We start from the raw sequence: 14,301 nt of genomic DNA on the forward strand, positions 1-14,301 counted from the left end.
ATTTATTTCAGAATTAATTTAAGAAAAATTCTTACCCATTTTATAAACTTCCGGGAGTTCCCACCAAGGAATATGGGGAAATTCGTGATGTTCTTCGTGGTAACCAAAATGATAACATGTGAGAAATGACCACCAAATTGGACGCGTAATAGTTTGCGCATTGTGAGGCTGAATATAACCTCCTATTGGCTGACTATGTGGTATAAAAGTACCAAAATAAAACAATTGTAATGAACTTAAAAGTGATGGAATTACCCAAAAGTAATTTAGATTTTCTTTGGGTATATGAAACTGTAAATTTAAAATTTGATAGACAATTGTTACACCTATAATTTGACCCCAACTCCAGTAATTTTTCATAAAATTAAAATACCAAGAAAAGAAATTCTTATGTTTACCATTATGAAAATCTGGGTCTAGCTCACTAGCTGGGTTATGGTGGTGTAACCAATGTTTTTTTAATAATGTTTGATATGGTAAAAGACCATAAAGAGATATACACAATCTTCCAAAAAAATGGTTTACTTTAGGGTTGTGAGGAAATACGACCCCATGCATTGCATCATGAGATGTAATAAATAATCCCGTGTAGAGAAATGTTTGCCAAAGTATGAGAAACAATAATATAAAAAAATTGAGATGTACAATGTCACGGGAAAGTAAGAAAACTAAGCTAACAGACCATACACTAACAATAATAATCGCGATAAAAAGACCTTTAAACAAAAATTTACTATTTAAAAATAGGGTAAGTTTGGTTTGATTAAGTGGTTGTTCTAATTCGAGCATACTTGTACTCCACATAGTATTCAGGTGAAATTAGCAAAATATAGTCATGGTAAAAATCACCAATCACTAGTAGAAAAACTCTATTAGCGCTCGGTGCTTTGTGCTGAAAACTAGAAAAAAGTCAATATATTTAGAAATGTTAAGACTAATCTAAATAGTATTACACATACAGCTGCCATACCGAAAGTTGTTTTCAGGATGGCGATCGCCTAATATTAAGCGATCGCAATCCTGAGCCTGGTATCTGCATCAGTCAGTACATACCATAAAAAACCCATAGACTGTTAATTATCGAAATATGGAAGAAGTGAGGTTTAGTACGTTTCTCAGTACGCTGTAACCGTTGAGATCCTAAAGTAGGTAAGCTAGAAAACCAATCATAGGCAAGCGACAGTTCCATAGTTCAGACTGAGGAGTAAGTCCAAACTTAAAAGCATTACGATCTTTGCCATTGTATGCGGTTTCAGTAGCATCACTAGGATAAAGCCCCATTGTTAATTTTTCTAAAGAATCAAATTACATTTTTTATAGTATTTACTTAGTTATTGAGTGCTATCTGTCTATAGTGTCAACTTGGAAACAAGTCTGAAGAGTGAAGTTTTATATAAATGCAGGAAATACCATTACAACAAAACCTTAATTTAATCCTCTATTATAAGTAGAGTATTTTAAATTTATACTTCTAGCTATTGCAAAGATAGACTTTTGTTGGCAGTTCAAAGTAAATAAAAATAGCAAGACTTTTACAAGTTGAAATTAAAAATCTAGCGCTAGTCAGAAGCTTTTTTGAATATTATTGGACAAACTAAGTTGTACAGACTAGATAAAAATTGAAAAACTTGTTTATTTAAATCATGGCTCCTACTGTTTTGATTACAGGTGCTTCGCAAGGTATTGGTAAAGCAACCGCTCTTTTATTTGCCCGCAAAGGATACGAAATCGTACTAACATCTCGTCAACCTGACAACTTAGAAGCTGCTGCACAAGAGATACAAAGCCTCGGTTATTCAGCACCATTGACTGTGGCTTGCGATGTCACAAATCCATCTCAGGTAGGCACGCTGGTAGAAAAAGCATTAGATTGTTATGGCTATATCGATGTCTTAGTGAATAATGCAGGTATCTTTGCATCTGGGCCAGTCGAACAGTTTTCTCTTAGCGATTGGCATCAGGTAATAGATACTAATTTATGGGGATATATTCATACAATTGATGCTCTTTTGCCTCATTTTCTACAACGTGGAAGTGGAACTATAGTTAATGTCAGTTCCATTGGTGGAAAAGTACCTACTGCTTATTTAGTTCCCTACTGTACTAGTAAATTTGGTGTTACTGGATTAACGGAAGCACTACAAGCAGAATTAAAGCCAAAAAATATTCATGTTTGTGGAATTTATCCGAATTTGATTAAGAGTAGTTTTTTAGAAAAAGCAATTTTTCGAGGTAAAGATGAGCAAGACTTAAACAACCGTCGCGAACAGCTCCAAAATGTTGTAAAAAATCCTGTAGTCGAAAAACCTGAGGACGTAGCAAATGCTATATGGGATTCGGTTGATAATCAAAAGACAGAAGTAATGGTCGGTTCTGCAAATTTATCACAAGCTTTTTACCGATTGTTTCCAGGTTTGACCAAGTGGGTTTCTCGCCAAGCATTGAAGAATCAAGATTTTTAGGATTGACTGTAGCGCGCTAAATAATACTGATTCTCCAGAAGGCGGTAACTGGAGGAAATGAGGTAGAGATTAATTTGTCGCCAGTATTGAGAATAAACAATGCTAAAAGCCAAAGCTAATCCCCTTTTAATGTCAAATCAGTTGCCACTACAGGCTATTCAATCTGAGTTCTAACGCTCCACTACTGCCTCTATGAGGAGGAATATTTGTATTTTTCTGTCCAGGAGAAATTTGCACAGGTCTGGGAGTTAAGGTTGGTGTTGGAGTTGGCAGAAAATTTGCTGAAGGTGATTGATTAGCTGTTTTTAATTCTTCTTGCAAGATTTTCTGATAAATCTTAGGCAAAGATTTACTAACAGAATTGGTTTCGATGCCATAGCCGAGGCTTGTCCATGTTGGAGAAAGACGCCGCAAAACATCATTTAACTTACCTTGATGGAGCAGTTGAGAAATATCAATTCCCCAAAATTGCGAGTCACTCAACCAACGGTAAACTACCACATCCTGATACTCTGCTTCAAAACTATAAACAGCCCAAAACATGATTTGCATGGGTTTTGGATGATAGCGTGGCGCAATTTGATACCAAGTAGTATTGATAATTTGATATCTACCAGCAGCAGTGGAGCAATTGCCAGTGTTAGGACCAGTAACAATGGTGACACATATCTCAGGATGACGGCTGAGGTCACGGACTTGCTGACCACCATAAAGCAGAGAATAGGGACGTTTGCTGTTGGCTTCGCTGGCTGAGATGGTACGCATCAAAGCCCGGACATAAGGATCGCCGCCTTTCATCACCAAAGGTGGCTGTTTAGCTTCAAAGACGGGATCGCCAGGCGATCGCAATTCTCCATTTATATACCACTGCAATAAGCAGACGAAGCCGAGAAGCGCAGCTATCGGTCCGATCAGTTTTTCTACGCCCTTAAATTTAAAGCCTTTCAGAGTTTGACTCCTTAATATTTGCTCTTTTAGCTAACAACAATAGTCAATGCCATCATTTCGGCAATATTCACCGCAGCAGTACTGAGTCTTGTGTTAACTTGACAACTCACAACTTTCTCCAAATACTCGAATTTTGTCGAGACAGGTTAAACCCATCCATGCTAACTCAAGACTCAGCACTATATTAATCAGACAACGTTAGCAAATAACTCACCAAAGCTTTTAGAGATAGCCTCTGGTTTAGCTACAATCTCGATAACTTTATTACGTGCTGCTGGTTCAAATAGAGCTTCCACACAAACCTGGGCTACTTTTTGCCGAGGAATGCTACCATCAAACAACGTATCAGCACCCTGCATCACTATCGGGTTGGGGTTATCTTCATTCTTCAACCCACCTGGTCGCACAATTGTATAAGTCAGACCGCTTTTTTGGAGATACTCCTCAGCTTGTTTTTTCCAAACTAAAATTAGCCAGAACAAGTTTAGTGGATGAAACAACTGGGAAGTGCACAAAGAAGAAACAAAGACAAAATGCTCAATTCCCTTTGCTTTAGCAGCATCTACTAAATTTTTAGTACCTTCAAAATCTACTTTATAGGGTCCAGTAGGGTCAAAGCTTGGCTTTGCCCCAGTGGCGCACAATAGGACTGTACTATCTCCTAAAGCAGCAGTCAGGGTTTGGGGATTTAACACATCGCCCACAACCAACTCAGCCTCAGGAGGCAAAATCCCCCTAGCTTTCTCGGTATCCCTGACTAAAGCACGGACGGGAATGTTGCGTGCTATTAGTTCTTGCACAATCCGGCGACCTGTTTCACCTGTTGCCCCTGCTACAAATGCTTTCATGAGAAACGCTATCCTGGGAAACTAATATGTGATTGTTCAGTTCTTTATTGTAGTGATTCTACGAAGTGCATGACAGTTTCATGAGGATTCCGTCAAAATGGGATTTGAGTGCGAAATGGCCCGCGTAAGCTGGGAACGATTAATATAATAGACCAACGCCAAAGGATGCAGGAACGCATTTATGCTTTCAAGAAAAGGCGAATATCAATCTTTAGAAATAACAGAAACAGTTTTACCTGTGGCGTCTAACCTCACAGAAGCTGAGGATGTACTTGCAGGGGTATCTGTAGCAACGCCTACCAAATTTTATGGTCGCTACAGTGATTATATGGAAATGTATGCGCCAGCGGCAACGGTTGCTGAGTATCTTAATACGCACACTTCCTGGTTTTCGCGCTGCGCTGAACCAATGAAGGTGCAACCACTTGGAGAAAATGGCTACGCTTTAATAATCGGTCGTTTTGGCTCTTTTGGTTATGAAGTTGAGCCGAAAATTGGTTTGGAATTGTTACCAGCAGAGGAAGGCGTCTACCGTATTCGTACCATCCCAATTCCTGATTACCGTTCACCTGGTTATGATGTAGATTATCGGGCATCACTACAATTAGTAGAAAATGTAGCCAATGTTCTTGGTAATGTTGCGGAAGTGACACGAGTCGAATGGGAATTGGATTTAATGGTTGAACTTCACTTCCCAAGGTTTATTCAGCGATTGCCCAAGTCTTTAATTCAATCTACAGGCGATCGCTTACTTAACCAAATCGTCCGTCAAGTTTCTCGCCGCTTAACTCGCAAAGTGCAAGAAGATTTTCATCAATCTTTAGAAATACCCTTTTCTGCTGCTGCTCAGAAAAAGCGGTAACACGGACAAAAGTCAATAGTCAATAGTCTAATGACTAATGACCATTGACTAATTACTATGCATTCGTAAGAATTCTTTGGACAATTTGCACACCAGTGACCGCTTGCCAAGCAAAAAGTCCTAAAAGCGTGAAATTTAGTAATATATGAGTCATTCGTGCCCAATTTGCTCCCTTTTGCATATAGGGAGACAAGGCAGCAGAAAAGGCAATCAGGCTAGTCATGCCAAGACCTGCTAACAGGTGAGGACCAACAAACAGTTTTCCATTATTGATGTAGGTGACAGCCATACCGCCGATCGCACCTGCTACCATAAGACCCAAGAGTATAGATCCAATTTGGTAATGTCTAATGTTGTATCTACCTTTAATCAATTCTTTTTTCTCTTCACCCTGAGAATTTCTAGTACGCTGTACTTGTAGCCCTAAATAGGCAGCATAAATTGAGAGTACAAATAATAGCCACATGATTAGCGGGTGAAAGAAGTTCAGCCAATACTTCACTGATGGAGAAAGTTCTAAATTCATAGTCTAGTCGCCCGATTATTAAATCTTCATAAAAATTAGCATAACTCTATTCTCTGTATTCGCGACAAAGGATGGAAAGAGAATGTGACAAAAAAGGCAGAGGGCAGAAGGCAGAAGGCAGAATGTAATATATATCAATAAAAAAGTTTAGTTGTGGTTTTCGAGCCGCACTAGTATAAAAAGATTTGTGTCCGTGGAAAGTGCACGACACACAAGGCGTCCTTACTTCAATAACTTCCCCTACTCTGCTATTTGTTTACTCAAACCTCTTGCAAAAGTGGATAAACAATTTCAGACTAAATTCTGAGGCTAGATCAACAAAAACCGCCTGTGCGGAATCTCTCCATGACTGAAAACAAGGATATGTTGCTGCTTGCAGCGGCTAAAAGCGGCGATATTAAGCGGCTGGGGGCACTATTGGCTGCTGGTGCTAAGGTGGACGTATGCGATCGCGATGGTACTACAGCGTTAATGTTTGCAGCTAATTTAGGCTATACCGAAATTGTGCGATCGCTCCTAGATGCTGGGGCAAATATTAATCTCCCTAGAAAACGTTACCGTTTGACGGCTTTGATGCTGGCAGCTAGTGCCAATCAGCTAGATATTGTCAAGCTTTTAATATCTAGAGGCGCAGATGTCAATGCCACTAATGAAGATGGCAGCACAGCTTTAATGGCAGCCGCACTCAAAGGATATGTGGATGTTGTCAAAGTCTTACTGGCTGCTGGTGCCAAGGTGAACGTCACAGATAAAGATGATGACACAGCTTTAAAGCTGGCAGTGAAGCACGGACACGCGGCAGTTGTACAAGCATTCATCCAAAATGGTGCAGATGTCAATACCCAAGATGAAGAAGGTGAGACGCTGTTAATGATAGCGGTAGACTTGGGACATCTGGCGGTTGTGAAAACTCTACTAGCCGCTGGGGTTGATGTAAATGTGGAAAATCAGGATGGTGGCACTGCACTATCAGCCGCTGCCGCAGCAGGAAACAGTGAAATTGTAGCGGCTTTAGTGGATCGAGACATCCAGATTAATCACCAAGATAGTGATGGTGAAACTGCTCTACACCTTGCTACTGTAGAAGGCTACTTAGATATAGTGCAAGCCTTACTGAAGCGAGGCGCAAATGTGCAAATTAAAAATCACTTGGGTGATACACCAATGCTTTTGGCAGCCTTGCAGGGACATAGCCAAATTGTTGAAGCACTGCTGCGTTGCGGAGGAGATATCCATGACAAAAATCTTGGAGAGATACCTTTGACTCTAGCTGCATCCCAAGGACATAGCCAGACGGTGAAAGTATTGCTAAATTACGGTGCCGATCCTAACATCCCAGCAGAAGACGGAAAAACGGCTTTGCTGAAAGCAGCACAACGTAATCACCCAGCCGTTTTGCGGCTATTAATAGCTAAGGGAGCAGATGTGAATTTTCAAGACTCAGCAGGAGCAACCGCTTTGATGTGGGCTGTCTCAGGAGGATTCCATGAGTCAGTACAAGCATTACTCGAAGCTGGGGCAGATATAAATTTAAAAAATCGCGGCGGTTATACTGCTTTGATGATTGCCGAATTTAATGGATATAGAAATATAGTGCGGAGTCTGCAAAAAGCTGGGGCACAAGAGTGATACCAATTTTGGATTAAAAGCTTTGATCGCAAAGCTGCTCCGAGAATACTTCTTATTCCAATTTGGGATAATTAAAAGCGATGTCTACGACAAGCCGCTCCGCGTCTACGTATCTTTTAAATCAGATGATTAATCCTCTCTAAATATAGATGTGAAGATTCCCACCCACGACTGATTTAACCTCTGCCTGCAATTGCCAAACTTGCAATGTATAGCTTGTCAAAATGTACAGGCAGAGGTGAGCAGCATGGTTGAATCTTGGATAGTAATTGGGGTTATCACATTTTTCATCGCACTTGGTAGTTTCTTCATCACTCCCCGTGATGTCAAATGGTTTGCACTTTTAAGTCGTCCCCAATGGCTAATTTTTGAGCCATTAATACCCCTAATTTGGACTGTGATTTTTGTTTGCGGTGCAGCTTCAGCTAATATCGTCTGGCAAAAAAATCCAGGTGGTGCAATTACCTGGCTGTTAATGGGTTTGTACCTGTTATTAGAAATTATTACCGTAGCTTACATACCTCTAATGTTGAGGTTACGTAGTCTGGAAGTAGGGGAAAGGCTTGGGCTAGCCGGTCTAATTTTAAGTGTGGTTTTGGCAATTTGCGTTTTACCAATTTCTTGGGTGGCGGCGCTATTACTTGTTCCTTATCTAGTTTGGAGTCCTATCGGGACATACACTACTGATGAGTTAAGACACCTCAACCCTGAAGATGCTTAGTAATATAGCAATCGGTGTATGAGTTGTGAAAATTTACGGTGTCCAGATCCCCGACTTCTCAAAGAAGTCGGGGATCTAAGGTCTGTTATCCCGATTATTACGGTTGAGATAAATATTTTACATCGCTTATAATGACGACATTTAATATTTTAAAGGAATATAAGATTTAGCCATGACAAGTGGTGTATACATAATGACTAATAAAATTAATAGACGTAGATTTATAGGCTATAGTGAAAATCTTGAATACCGTTTTGAAGACAATAGGAAAGTACTTCAAAATGGTAAATTTACTCCAAAGCACATACTGTTAATTGATGACTATCAGCAGTTTGGAGAAGAAGCTTTCATTTGTGGAATCCTGGAAGTGACGGTTAATGACTCATCACTGATGAAGCAAAGAGCCAGGTACTGGAGAAGAATTATTCAACCTGAGTACAATCAATAAATCTGTAGCGCGATCGCCATTAAGTTAAACTTTAAGAGGAATAATCCTCAAGCAGCGTGAAAGTTAATCGATGAGAGTCAGAACAGCTACCCCTGATGACGTATCGCTGATTTTCTCGTTTATCAAGAAGAAGGCGGAATTCGATCGCAATATAGGCGCTTTCTCTGGTGTTTTGCAAGTATCTGAAGAAAAAATCCGCAAAACGCTGTTTGGCACAATTCCTTTTTCTTACGTTTTGTTTGCAGAGATTGCAGAACAAGAAATTGGATTTGCTTTGTATGGATTTAGGTACTCGTCATTTGCAGGACAACCGAGTATTTGGCTTGATGATTTATACGTAGATTATGACATGAGAAGCCAAGGAGCCGGAGCAGCATTGATGAATCATCTTGCAGAAATCGCTAAGCAAAATGATTGTACTCATATTGCTTGGAATGCTGATGTTCGCAACACTCGAGGGTTGAGTTTTTACCATCGGTTAGGTGCGAAAATTACCGAGCAGAAAGGTAATCGCTGTTTTTTGATGTGGACTCCGTAGGGACGGTAAAGGGATAATAAATTTCAAACTGCGATCGCCACTTCTGCAATTATCCCTCTTAGCCAAGTATGGGCAGCGCGATCGCGAGTACTTCTGTGCCAGCGCATAAATACGGAAAAGCCCTGCATTGGTAGAGGACAAGGAAGAACTTTGAGATTTTGGCTGTCTGCAAATGCTTGCGCTACTCGTTCGGCAAGTGTAGCAATTAGGTTAGTACGCGCCAGAATAGACGGCGCAACTAAAAAGTGCGGAATAGAAATGGCGATATGTCGGCTTAAATTCTTCTCAGCTAAAAGTTTGTCTACACGACCAACCATATCTTCCTGAATTGATACCAATAAATGAGCAGCCGCGATGTAATCTTCTAAAGATAATGTGTCACCTATCAAAGGATGATCTTGACGACAGACGCAGACATATCTTTCCTGAAAAATAAGCTGTGCCTCGTGCCAAGCTATTTGTTCGGGAAATAATCCACAGATTAAATCGACTTCTCCAGCATCTAACAGCGAGAGTAGATGTTGCCGATCGCCTGAGCGAATTTGAATTTTAATATTTGGTGCGACTCGTTCTAATCTTTCTAATAACCCTGGCAGTACGGTGAATTCTACGTAGTCTGTCATCCCAATTGCAAACAGGTGATCGCTTGTTGTCGGGTCGAAATTCTGCTCCCGTGATAAAGCAGTTTGAATCTGTCGTAAGGCTGGTTGAATTTGTTGAGCAAGGGCGATCGCTAGGGGAGTAGGTTGCAATCCGGTATTTGTTCTCACAAATAAATCGTCATTCGTAAGCTTTCGCAGACGTGCTAAGGCATTGCTTGTTGCTGGTTGGCTCAATCCTAATCTTTCGCCGGCGCGAGTGACGTGTCGCTCACTCATCAGCGCATCAAAAACTACCAGCAGGTTGAGATCGATGTTAGCAAGATTGATTTGCTGAATGAAACTCATACAAATTATCCATTGGACAAATGCATCATAGGTATTTGACGATGAAAGTGTCTATACATACATGAAATTTCCAACTTAAAAGCAGGCTGTATGAGCAAGCAGATTTTAACGATTGTTGCCAATCCTTCGATTTCTACAACTTTAGGAGTACCTGTTGGCTTTTGGGCAGCAGAATTAATTCATCCATACGACGCTTTTACTAAAGCGGGTTGCCATGTTGTTATCGCCAGTCCCAAGGGCGGAAAGGTAGAATTTGATAGCTTCAGCGATCCGCGAGATGCTTCTGGTTATTCCCAGGATGACACTCTTTCGTTGGAATACATCAATCAACCAGAGTTTATGCAACTGTTGGAAAATACACCAGCGATCGCCGATCTCAACATAGAAAATTTTGATGCAATCGTTGTTTGTGGCGGTCAATCTCCAATGTTTACATTTCGCCAAAACAAAGCACTGGCACAATTGTTTGTTGACTTCTATCAAACAGGCAAACCAACAGCAGCGCTTTGCCACGGTACTTGTTTGCTCTTAGAAACAAAGCTACCAACTGGAGAGTATTTGATTGAGGGTAAAACGCTCACGGGTTTCGCTAACAGTGAAGAAGATTATGCGGATCGAGTCGTTGGTCAGCAAGTAATGCCTTTTCGGATTGAAACCGAAGCGAAAAAGTTGGGCGCTAACTTTGTCACCAAAGAAGCCTTTTCTCCTCATGCAGTAAGCGATCGCAATCTGATTACTGGACAGCAGCAAAATTCTGGTTCCGCAACCGCAAAACTAGTCTTGTCAGCCTTAGGAGTGACTCTATGAATATTGCTTTTATTGGTGTCGGTAATGTTGGTGGGGCGCTAGCCGATCGCTTGCAAAAATTAGGTCATCAGGTTGCGATCGCTGCCCGTGATTCTCAATCAAAATCCGTAAAAGAAGCTTTAGCACGTAATCCAACCTTAGTTGTACAGTCTCCTATAGCAGCCGTCAGTTCAGCAGATATTGTCTTTTTAGCTACGCCATTTAATGTAGTTGAGTCAGCTTTAGCCGATCTAAACTCTGCATTGGATGGCAAAATTTTAGTTGATTGTACTAATCCTGTGGGTGCAAATTTATCCCACGCACTGGAAAGTAAAATTTCTGGCAGTGAAACTATACAACAGCTTGTACCGGATGCTCGCGTAGTTAAGGCTTTTACCATCTACGGTTTTGAAAACTTTGAAGACAATACCTATCCGGGGTATGGTGATTTAAAGCCAGCGATGCTGATTGCTGCAAGCGATCGCGATGCTAAAGACATTGTTGCCGAACTTTGTCGTCAGCTTGGTTGGGAACCCATTGATACAGGTAATCTGGCGATGAGCCTGCATTTGGAACATATGACCTTACTGTGGATTAATATGGCGCGAGTACAGGGGCGTAGTGCCGGATTTGTTTGGGCGATGCTACAAAGATAATGCGATCGCCACTCTCAATTTAAGCTGTTAGATCGCCCCAGTTAATAGGTAAACGTCTATCTACTAGTTGATAATAAACTGTTCAAAAGTAGTATAGGAATCTAGTTTGATTTCTGAAATGATTTGGGTAGGGAGGGAATGGGGAAAAGAGAAGAAGGAATAAAAGTGTACTTAGTTTTTTTTCACAAATCAAATATGAGTCCTATAGCACTCTAAAATACATACTTACTGCTCAGTTTGGGCATTTGAGGCTGAAGTAGTTAAAATCCATCGTAGTCAAGCTGTATTTAGAGTGTATTGGTGATGGAAACTCCTCAGAATGACCTCTTAACAGGATTACCCTCCTCTCGTTTGATACCAACGTGCTTTGAAAACTTAGCCAGTGAGCAAGAGCAGTTTGGGTTGCTTTTGCTAGATGTTGATGGATTGAGCTACTTCAACCATCATTATGGTTTTCAAGAAGCTGATGAAAAACTCAAACAGCTTGCTAATGTAATTTGTCGAGTAATTCCAGAAGATGCGAAGGTTTTTCGGTCGGGTGGAGATGAGTTTGTGGTTTTTCTGAGGAGGCAACAAATGGCAGAAGTTATCTCAATCGCTAGAGAGGTTTGGAACAAAATCAGACAAGAGTTTTCATCTGTTCCCTCTGTAGAGAGATTTTATTTATTGCCAGATAAAAGTTTTCTGAAGATTCAAGCTTCTTTTACAGTTTCATGCGGAATTGCGTTTTATCCAGCACATGGTACGAATTTGGGCGCTTTATATCAAGCAGCAGAGAAAGCAATGTGGCGGGATGGTAAGCATTTGCATGGAAGTGTACTGGCTTTGGCAGAGTTTGAAAACAATTATTAGACATCTACTTTGTTGAGTTGAGCATTAGTGCGATCTCATACCCTCAGCCATAGAGCCAAACTCAGAAGCCCTTTTGAAATCTGGCTTTCCTAATTTTGAATTTTGAATTTTGAATTGGGATTATGGCTGGCTTCCCAATTCATCAAGCTATTATCAGCTTTATCAAAGTTTTGTTTGAATCTGGAGTTGTGAGTCAGTAGTTGCATTACTGAATAACCCCAGAGACAGTTGGCACAAACATCATAATAATGATAAATATTTTCAATAAATTTTATAGTTTTGTAACTCTTATAGCTAGCTATACTACTGCTACCGCTTATGTTTAGGGCTTTTCTCACTTCTCTTGCTAGCTCAATTCTGACCTTGACTAATCTATTAGGTTAAGAGAGACTAACTAATGATTGATGTGTAGACTAGTAAGATTAATAATTTTTGTAAACATTCTGAGATATATATTTTGAGAGATGGAACATTAGTTAACAAATGGCAAGTTTGTATCTAAGTGCATGTTCCAACGGCTATATTTTTAGCCATCTGTTGAGGCAATAAATTTCAAGCGTACTATCGTGGTTGGCCAAGAGTATGGAGACATTAGAGTTCATAATTTATCCAGATGGTCGGGTACAAGAGAAAGTCACTGGCATTGTGGGTGCTTCTTGTGCTGAGGTCACAGCAGCAATAGAAGCGCAGCTGGGACTAGTACTTACTCATGAGCCAACCTCTGAATTCTTTGCCACTATGGTGCAGCAATCCGGTGTGGCGATTACGCAAACCTCTTTGAGTGATTGGTAATTGTTCAAAATAGTTTAGTGTCGTTAATTCACAACCACCATGTCACATTTTAGCCAAATTAAAACTCAAATCCGTAACCTCGAATCTTTAAAAGAAGCTTTAACTGAATTGGGTATAGACTGGAAACCGGGTCCGCGTAAGGTACGTGGCTATCGAGGTCAAACCCATCCCGCCGAAATTTCGATTGAGCAAGAAAACGGCTATGATATCGGCTTTAGATGGAATGGCCAAGAATATGAATTGGTGGCTGACTTGCAATATTGGCAGCAAAATCTTTCTGTAGATGGATTTTTGCGTCAAGTGACTCAGCGCTATGCTTATCAAACAGTTGTGAAAGAAACTACTCGTGTTGGCTTTCAAGTTGCTGAACAAAAACAACAAGAAGATGGATCAATTCGTCTGGTAGTACAACGCTGGAGTGCGTAATGGCTGATTTTCTGCGGTCACCGGAAGAACAAGAAGACAATCGTTCGGGTTTAGAACCAGAATTAGGCGGTTTTTTACGGGATGCCCCAGAACGGTCTGGTTTAGAACCGGAATTAGGTGGGGTGCTACGTCAAAAAGGTGTTTATGTTGACGAAATCACCTGTATTGGTTGTAAGCACTGTGCTCATGTCGCCCGTAATACTTTTTACATTGAACCAGATTATGGGCGATCGCGTGTAGTTCGTCAAGATGGAGACGCAGAAGAGGTCATTCAAGAAGCAATAGACACTTGTCCAGTTGATTGCATTCACTGGGTTGATTACACCGAACTGAAAAAGTTAGAAGATGAACGCAAATATCAGGTAATTCCTGTTGTAGGTTATCCAGTGGAACATGCTGTTGCTTCTACAGAACGGCGACGTAAAAAGCAAAAATTAAAAAGCAAAAAATCCCGTTATTAAATTAAGAGTTCAAAATGCAGAATTTGGAATTCAGCATCGATTATTTGTGGACTTCAAACCGTTTATTCCGCACAGAATTCAATTATGAATTCTAGTTTCTGAATAAAGAATTCTTCTTTTTTAAGATATCAAATGCAATCAAGAAATTAAGGGCTGGTTTTACCAGCCTGTTTTGTTTTGTAGGATTATATTGAGATATTGAAGATTTTTGATGATAGAATCCTTGCCTAAAAGCTGTTTGAGAAATTAATTGTAGTAACTATCTTGCGTAATGCATCAGCACTTATTTGAGATGCTCGTACTGTGAAAGCAATTTTTCTACTTTTGCCTCGTCTATCCTAGGTGCTAATACCAATTCACGAAAAGCCTGATACAAATAAAGCGTCAAGAATAAAATCC

General features: G+C 40.4%; 16 protein-coding genes and 2 pseudogenes. 12 read left to right on the top strand and 6 right to left on the bottom strand.

Annotated elements, in window-relative coordinates:
• Positions 1-18: 18 nt before the first annotated feature.
• The gene (gene crtW, locus BV375_RS27405) at positions 19-789 is read right to left on the bottom strand and encodes a beta-carotene ketolase CrtW (protein WP_086766358.1); all 771 of its coding nucleotides are present in this window, start codon (positions 787-789) and stop codon (positions 19-21) included.
• Positions 790-1,140: 351 nt separating this feature from the next.
• Positions 1,141-1,281, bottom strand: coding sequence for a high light inducible protein (locus tag BV375_RS38395; protein WP_086766360.1), 141 nt, complete (start codon positions 1,279-1,281; stop codon positions 1,141-1,143).
• Between the two features lie 362 nt (positions 1,282-1,643).
• On the opposite strand from BV375_RS38395, the gene BV375_RS27415 reads away from it, so the two are divergent.
• A complete protein-coding gene (locus tag BV375_RS27415) occupies positions 1,644-2,462 on the top strand; it encodes an SDR family oxidoreductase (protein ID WP_086766362.1) in 819 nt (272 codons plus the stop codon).
• Between the two features lie 297 nt (positions 2,463-2,759).
• Here the strand turns inward: BV375_RS27415 and BV375_RS27420 are convergent.
• Positions 2,760-3,428, bottom strand: a pseudogene (locus BV375_RS27420) (glycoside hydrolase family protein); the annotation flags it as partial.
• 170 nt (positions 3,429-3,598) lie between these two features.
• Positions 3,599-4,258: an SDR family oxidoreductase gene (locus tag BV375_RS27425; RefSeq protein ID WP_086766366.1), complete on the bottom strand. Its 660-nt coding sequence runs from the start codon at positions 4,256-4,258 to the stop codon at positions 3,599-3,601.
• A 181-nt stretch (positions 4,259-4,439) separates the two neighbouring features.
• On the opposite strand from BV375_RS27425, the gene BV375_RS27430 reads away from it, so the two are divergent.
• Positions 4,440-5,120 (top strand): DUF1997 domain-containing protein, encoded by a 681-nt coding sequence (locus BV375_RS27430; RefSeq protein WP_086766368.1) that lies wholly within the window; start codon positions 4,440-4,442, stop codon positions 5,118-5,120.
• 55 nt (positions 5,121-5,175) lie between these two features.
• Here the strand turns inward: BV375_RS27430 and BV375_RS27435 are convergent, their stop codons facing one another.
• Positions 5,176-5,646, bottom strand: coding sequence for a DUF4079 domain-containing protein (locus BV375_RS27435; RefSeq protein ID WP_086766369.1), 471 nt, complete (start codon positions 5,644-5,646; stop codon positions 5,176-5,178).
• Between the two features lie 345 nt (positions 5,647-5,991).
• Between BV375_RS27435 and BV375_RS27440 the strand changes: the two genes are divergently transcribed.
• The 4 genes from BV375_RS27440 to BV375_RS27455 all read left to right on the top strand — a co-directional run bounded on the left by BV375_RS27440 (position 5,992) and on the right by BV375_RS27455 (position 8,982).
• Entirely contained in the window at positions 5,992-7,275 is a 1,284-nt protein-coding gene (locus tag BV375_RS27440) for an ankyrin repeat domain-containing protein (protein ID WP_086766371.1), read from the top strand.
• A 247-nt stretch (positions 7,276-7,522) separates the two neighbouring features.
• Positions 7,523-7,996: a TspO/MBR family protein gene (locus tag BV375_RS27445; RefSeq protein ID WP_086766373.1), complete on the top strand. Its 474-nt coding sequence runs from the start codon at positions 7,523-7,525 to the stop codon at positions 7,994-7,996.
• Positions 7,997-8,189: 193 nt separating this feature from the next.
• Positions 8,190-8,444, top strand: a complete 255-nt coding sequence (locus BV375_RS27450; RefSeq protein WP_166507541.1) for a hypothetical protein — start codon at positions 8,190-8,192, stop codon at positions 8,442-8,444.
• 70 nt (positions 8,445-8,514) lie between these two features.
• On the top strand, positions 8,515-8,982 hold the full coding sequence (locus BV375_RS27455) for a GNAT family N-acetyltransferase (RefSeq protein ID WP_086766377.1): 468 nt from the start codon (positions 8,515-8,517) through the stop codon (positions 8,980-8,982).
• 23 nt (positions 8,983-9,005) lie between these two features.
• Here BV375_RS27455 and BV375_RS27460 read toward each other — a convergent pair whose 3' ends face one another.
• On the bottom strand, positions 9,006-9,929 hold the full coding sequence (locus tag BV375_RS27460; protein ID WP_086766379.1) for a LysR family transcriptional regulator: 924 nt from the start codon (positions 9,927-9,929) through the stop codon (positions 9,006-9,008).
• A gap of 90 nt (positions 9,930-10,019) precedes the next feature.
• On the opposite strand from BV375_RS27460, the gene BV375_RS27465 reads away from it, so the two are divergent.
• The 6 genes and pseudogenes from BV375_RS27465 (at position 10,020) to BV375_RS27495 (ending at position 13,902) form a co-directional block, all read left to right on the top strand.
• Positions 10,020-10,736 (top strand): type 1 glutamine amidotransferase domain-containing protein, encoded by a 717-nt coding sequence (locus BV375_RS27465; RefSeq protein ID WP_086766381.1) that lies wholly within the window; start codon positions 10,020-10,022, stop codon positions 10,734-10,736.
• Positions 10,694-11,371 (top strand): annotated as a pseudogene (locus BV375_RS27470) (NADPH-dependent F420 reductase); the annotation flags it as partial. The gene BV375_RS27465 and the pseudogene BV375_RS27470, both read left to right, overlap by 43 nt.
• Positions 11,372-11,674: 303 nt before the next feature.
• Complete coding sequence (locus tag BV375_RS27475; RefSeq protein ID WP_086766385.1) at positions 11,675-12,223, top strand: GGDEF domain-containing protein; 549 nt, start codon at positions 11,675-11,677, stop codon at positions 12,221-12,223.
• A gap of 582 nt (positions 12,224-12,805) precedes the next feature.
• Positions 12,806-13,015 (top strand): DUF2997 domain-containing protein, encoded by a 210-nt coding sequence (locus BV375_RS27485; RefSeq protein WP_086766389.1) that lies wholly within the window; start codon positions 12,806-12,808, stop codon positions 13,013-13,015.
• 39 nt (positions 13,016-13,054) lie between these two features.
• Positions 13,055-13,441, top strand: a complete 387-nt coding sequence (locus tag BV375_RS27490; RefSeq protein WP_086766391.1) for a DUF1257 domain-containing protein — start codon at positions 13,055-13,057, stop codon at positions 13,439-13,441.
• Complete coding sequence (locus BV375_RS27495) at positions 13,441-13,902, top strand: ferredoxin (protein WP_086766393.1); 462 nt, start codon at positions 13,441-13,443, stop codon at positions 13,900-13,902. The genes BV375_RS27490 and BV375_RS27495 overlap by 1 nt, the downstream gene beginning before the upstream one ends.
• Positions 13,903-14,301: the final 399 nt, after the last annotated feature.

Source organism: Nostoc sp. 106C (genome assembly GCF_002154725.1).
Lineage (GTDB): Bacteria > Cyanobacteriota > Cyanobacteriia > Cyanobacteriales > Nostocaceae > Aulosira.

Bases quoted from the DNA above. Each gene is read 5' to 3' on its own strand.
- crtW (WP_086766358.1), bottom strand. From the start codon at position 789: ATGCTCGAATTAGAACAACCACTTAATCAAACCAAACTTACCCTATTT.
- BV375_RS38395 (WP_086766360.1), bottom strand. From the start codon at position 1,281: ATGGGGCTTTATCCTAGTGATGCTACTGAAACCGCATACAATGGCAAA.
- BV375_RS27415 (WP_086766362.1), top strand. From the start codon at position 1,644: ATGGCTCCTACTGTTTTGATTACAGGTGCTTCGCAAGGTATTGGTAAA.
- BV375_RS27425 (WP_086766366.1), bottom strand. From the start codon at position 4,258: ATGAAAGCATTTGTAGCAGGGGCAACAGGTGAAACAGGTCGCCGGATT.
- BV375_RS27430 (WP_086766368.1), top strand. From the start codon at position 4,440: ATGCTTTCAAGAAAAGGCGAATATCAATCTTTAGAAATAACAGAAACA.
- BV375_RS27435 (WP_086766369.1), bottom strand. From the start codon at position 5,646: ATGAATTTAGAACTTTCTCCATCAGTGAAGTATTGGCTGAACTTCTTT.
- BV375_RS27440 (WP_086766371.1), top strand. From the start codon at position 5,992: ATGACTGAAAACAAGGATATGTTGCTGCTTGCAGCGGCTAAAAGCGGC.
- BV375_RS27445 (WP_086766373.1), top strand. From the start codon at position 7,523: ATGGTTGAATCTTGGATAGTAATTGGGGTTATCACATTTTTCATCGCA.
- BV375_RS27450 (WP_166507541.1), top strand. From the start codon at position 8,190: ATGACTAATAAAATTAATAGACGTAGATTTATAGGCTATAGTGAAAAT.
- BV375_RS27455 (WP_086766377.1), top strand. From the start codon at position 8,515: ATGAGAGTCAGAACAGCTACCCCTGATGACGTATCGCTGATTTTCTCG.
- BV375_RS27460 (WP_086766379.1), bottom strand. From the start codon at position 9,929: ATGAGTTTCATTCAGCAAATCAATCTTGCTAACATCGATCTCAACCTG.
- BV375_RS27465 (WP_086766381.1), top strand. From the start codon at position 10,020: ATGAGCAAGCAGATTTTAACGATTGTTGCCAATCCTTCGATTTCTACA.
- BV375_RS27475 (WP_086766385.1), top strand. From the start codon at position 11,675: ATGGAAACTCCTCAGAATGACCTCTTAACAGGATTACCCTCCTCTCGT.
- BV375_RS27485 (WP_086766389.1), top strand. From the start codon at position 12,806: ATGGAGACATTAGAGTTCATAATTTATCCAGATGGTCGGGTACAAGAG.
- BV375_RS27490 (WP_086766391.1), top strand. From the start codon at position 13,055: ATGTCACATTTTAGCCAAATTAAAACTCAAATCCGTAACCTCGAATCT.
- BV375_RS27495 (WP_086766393.1), top strand. From the start codon at position 13,441: ATGGCTGATTTTCTGCGGTCACCGGAAGAACAAGAAGACAATCGTTCG.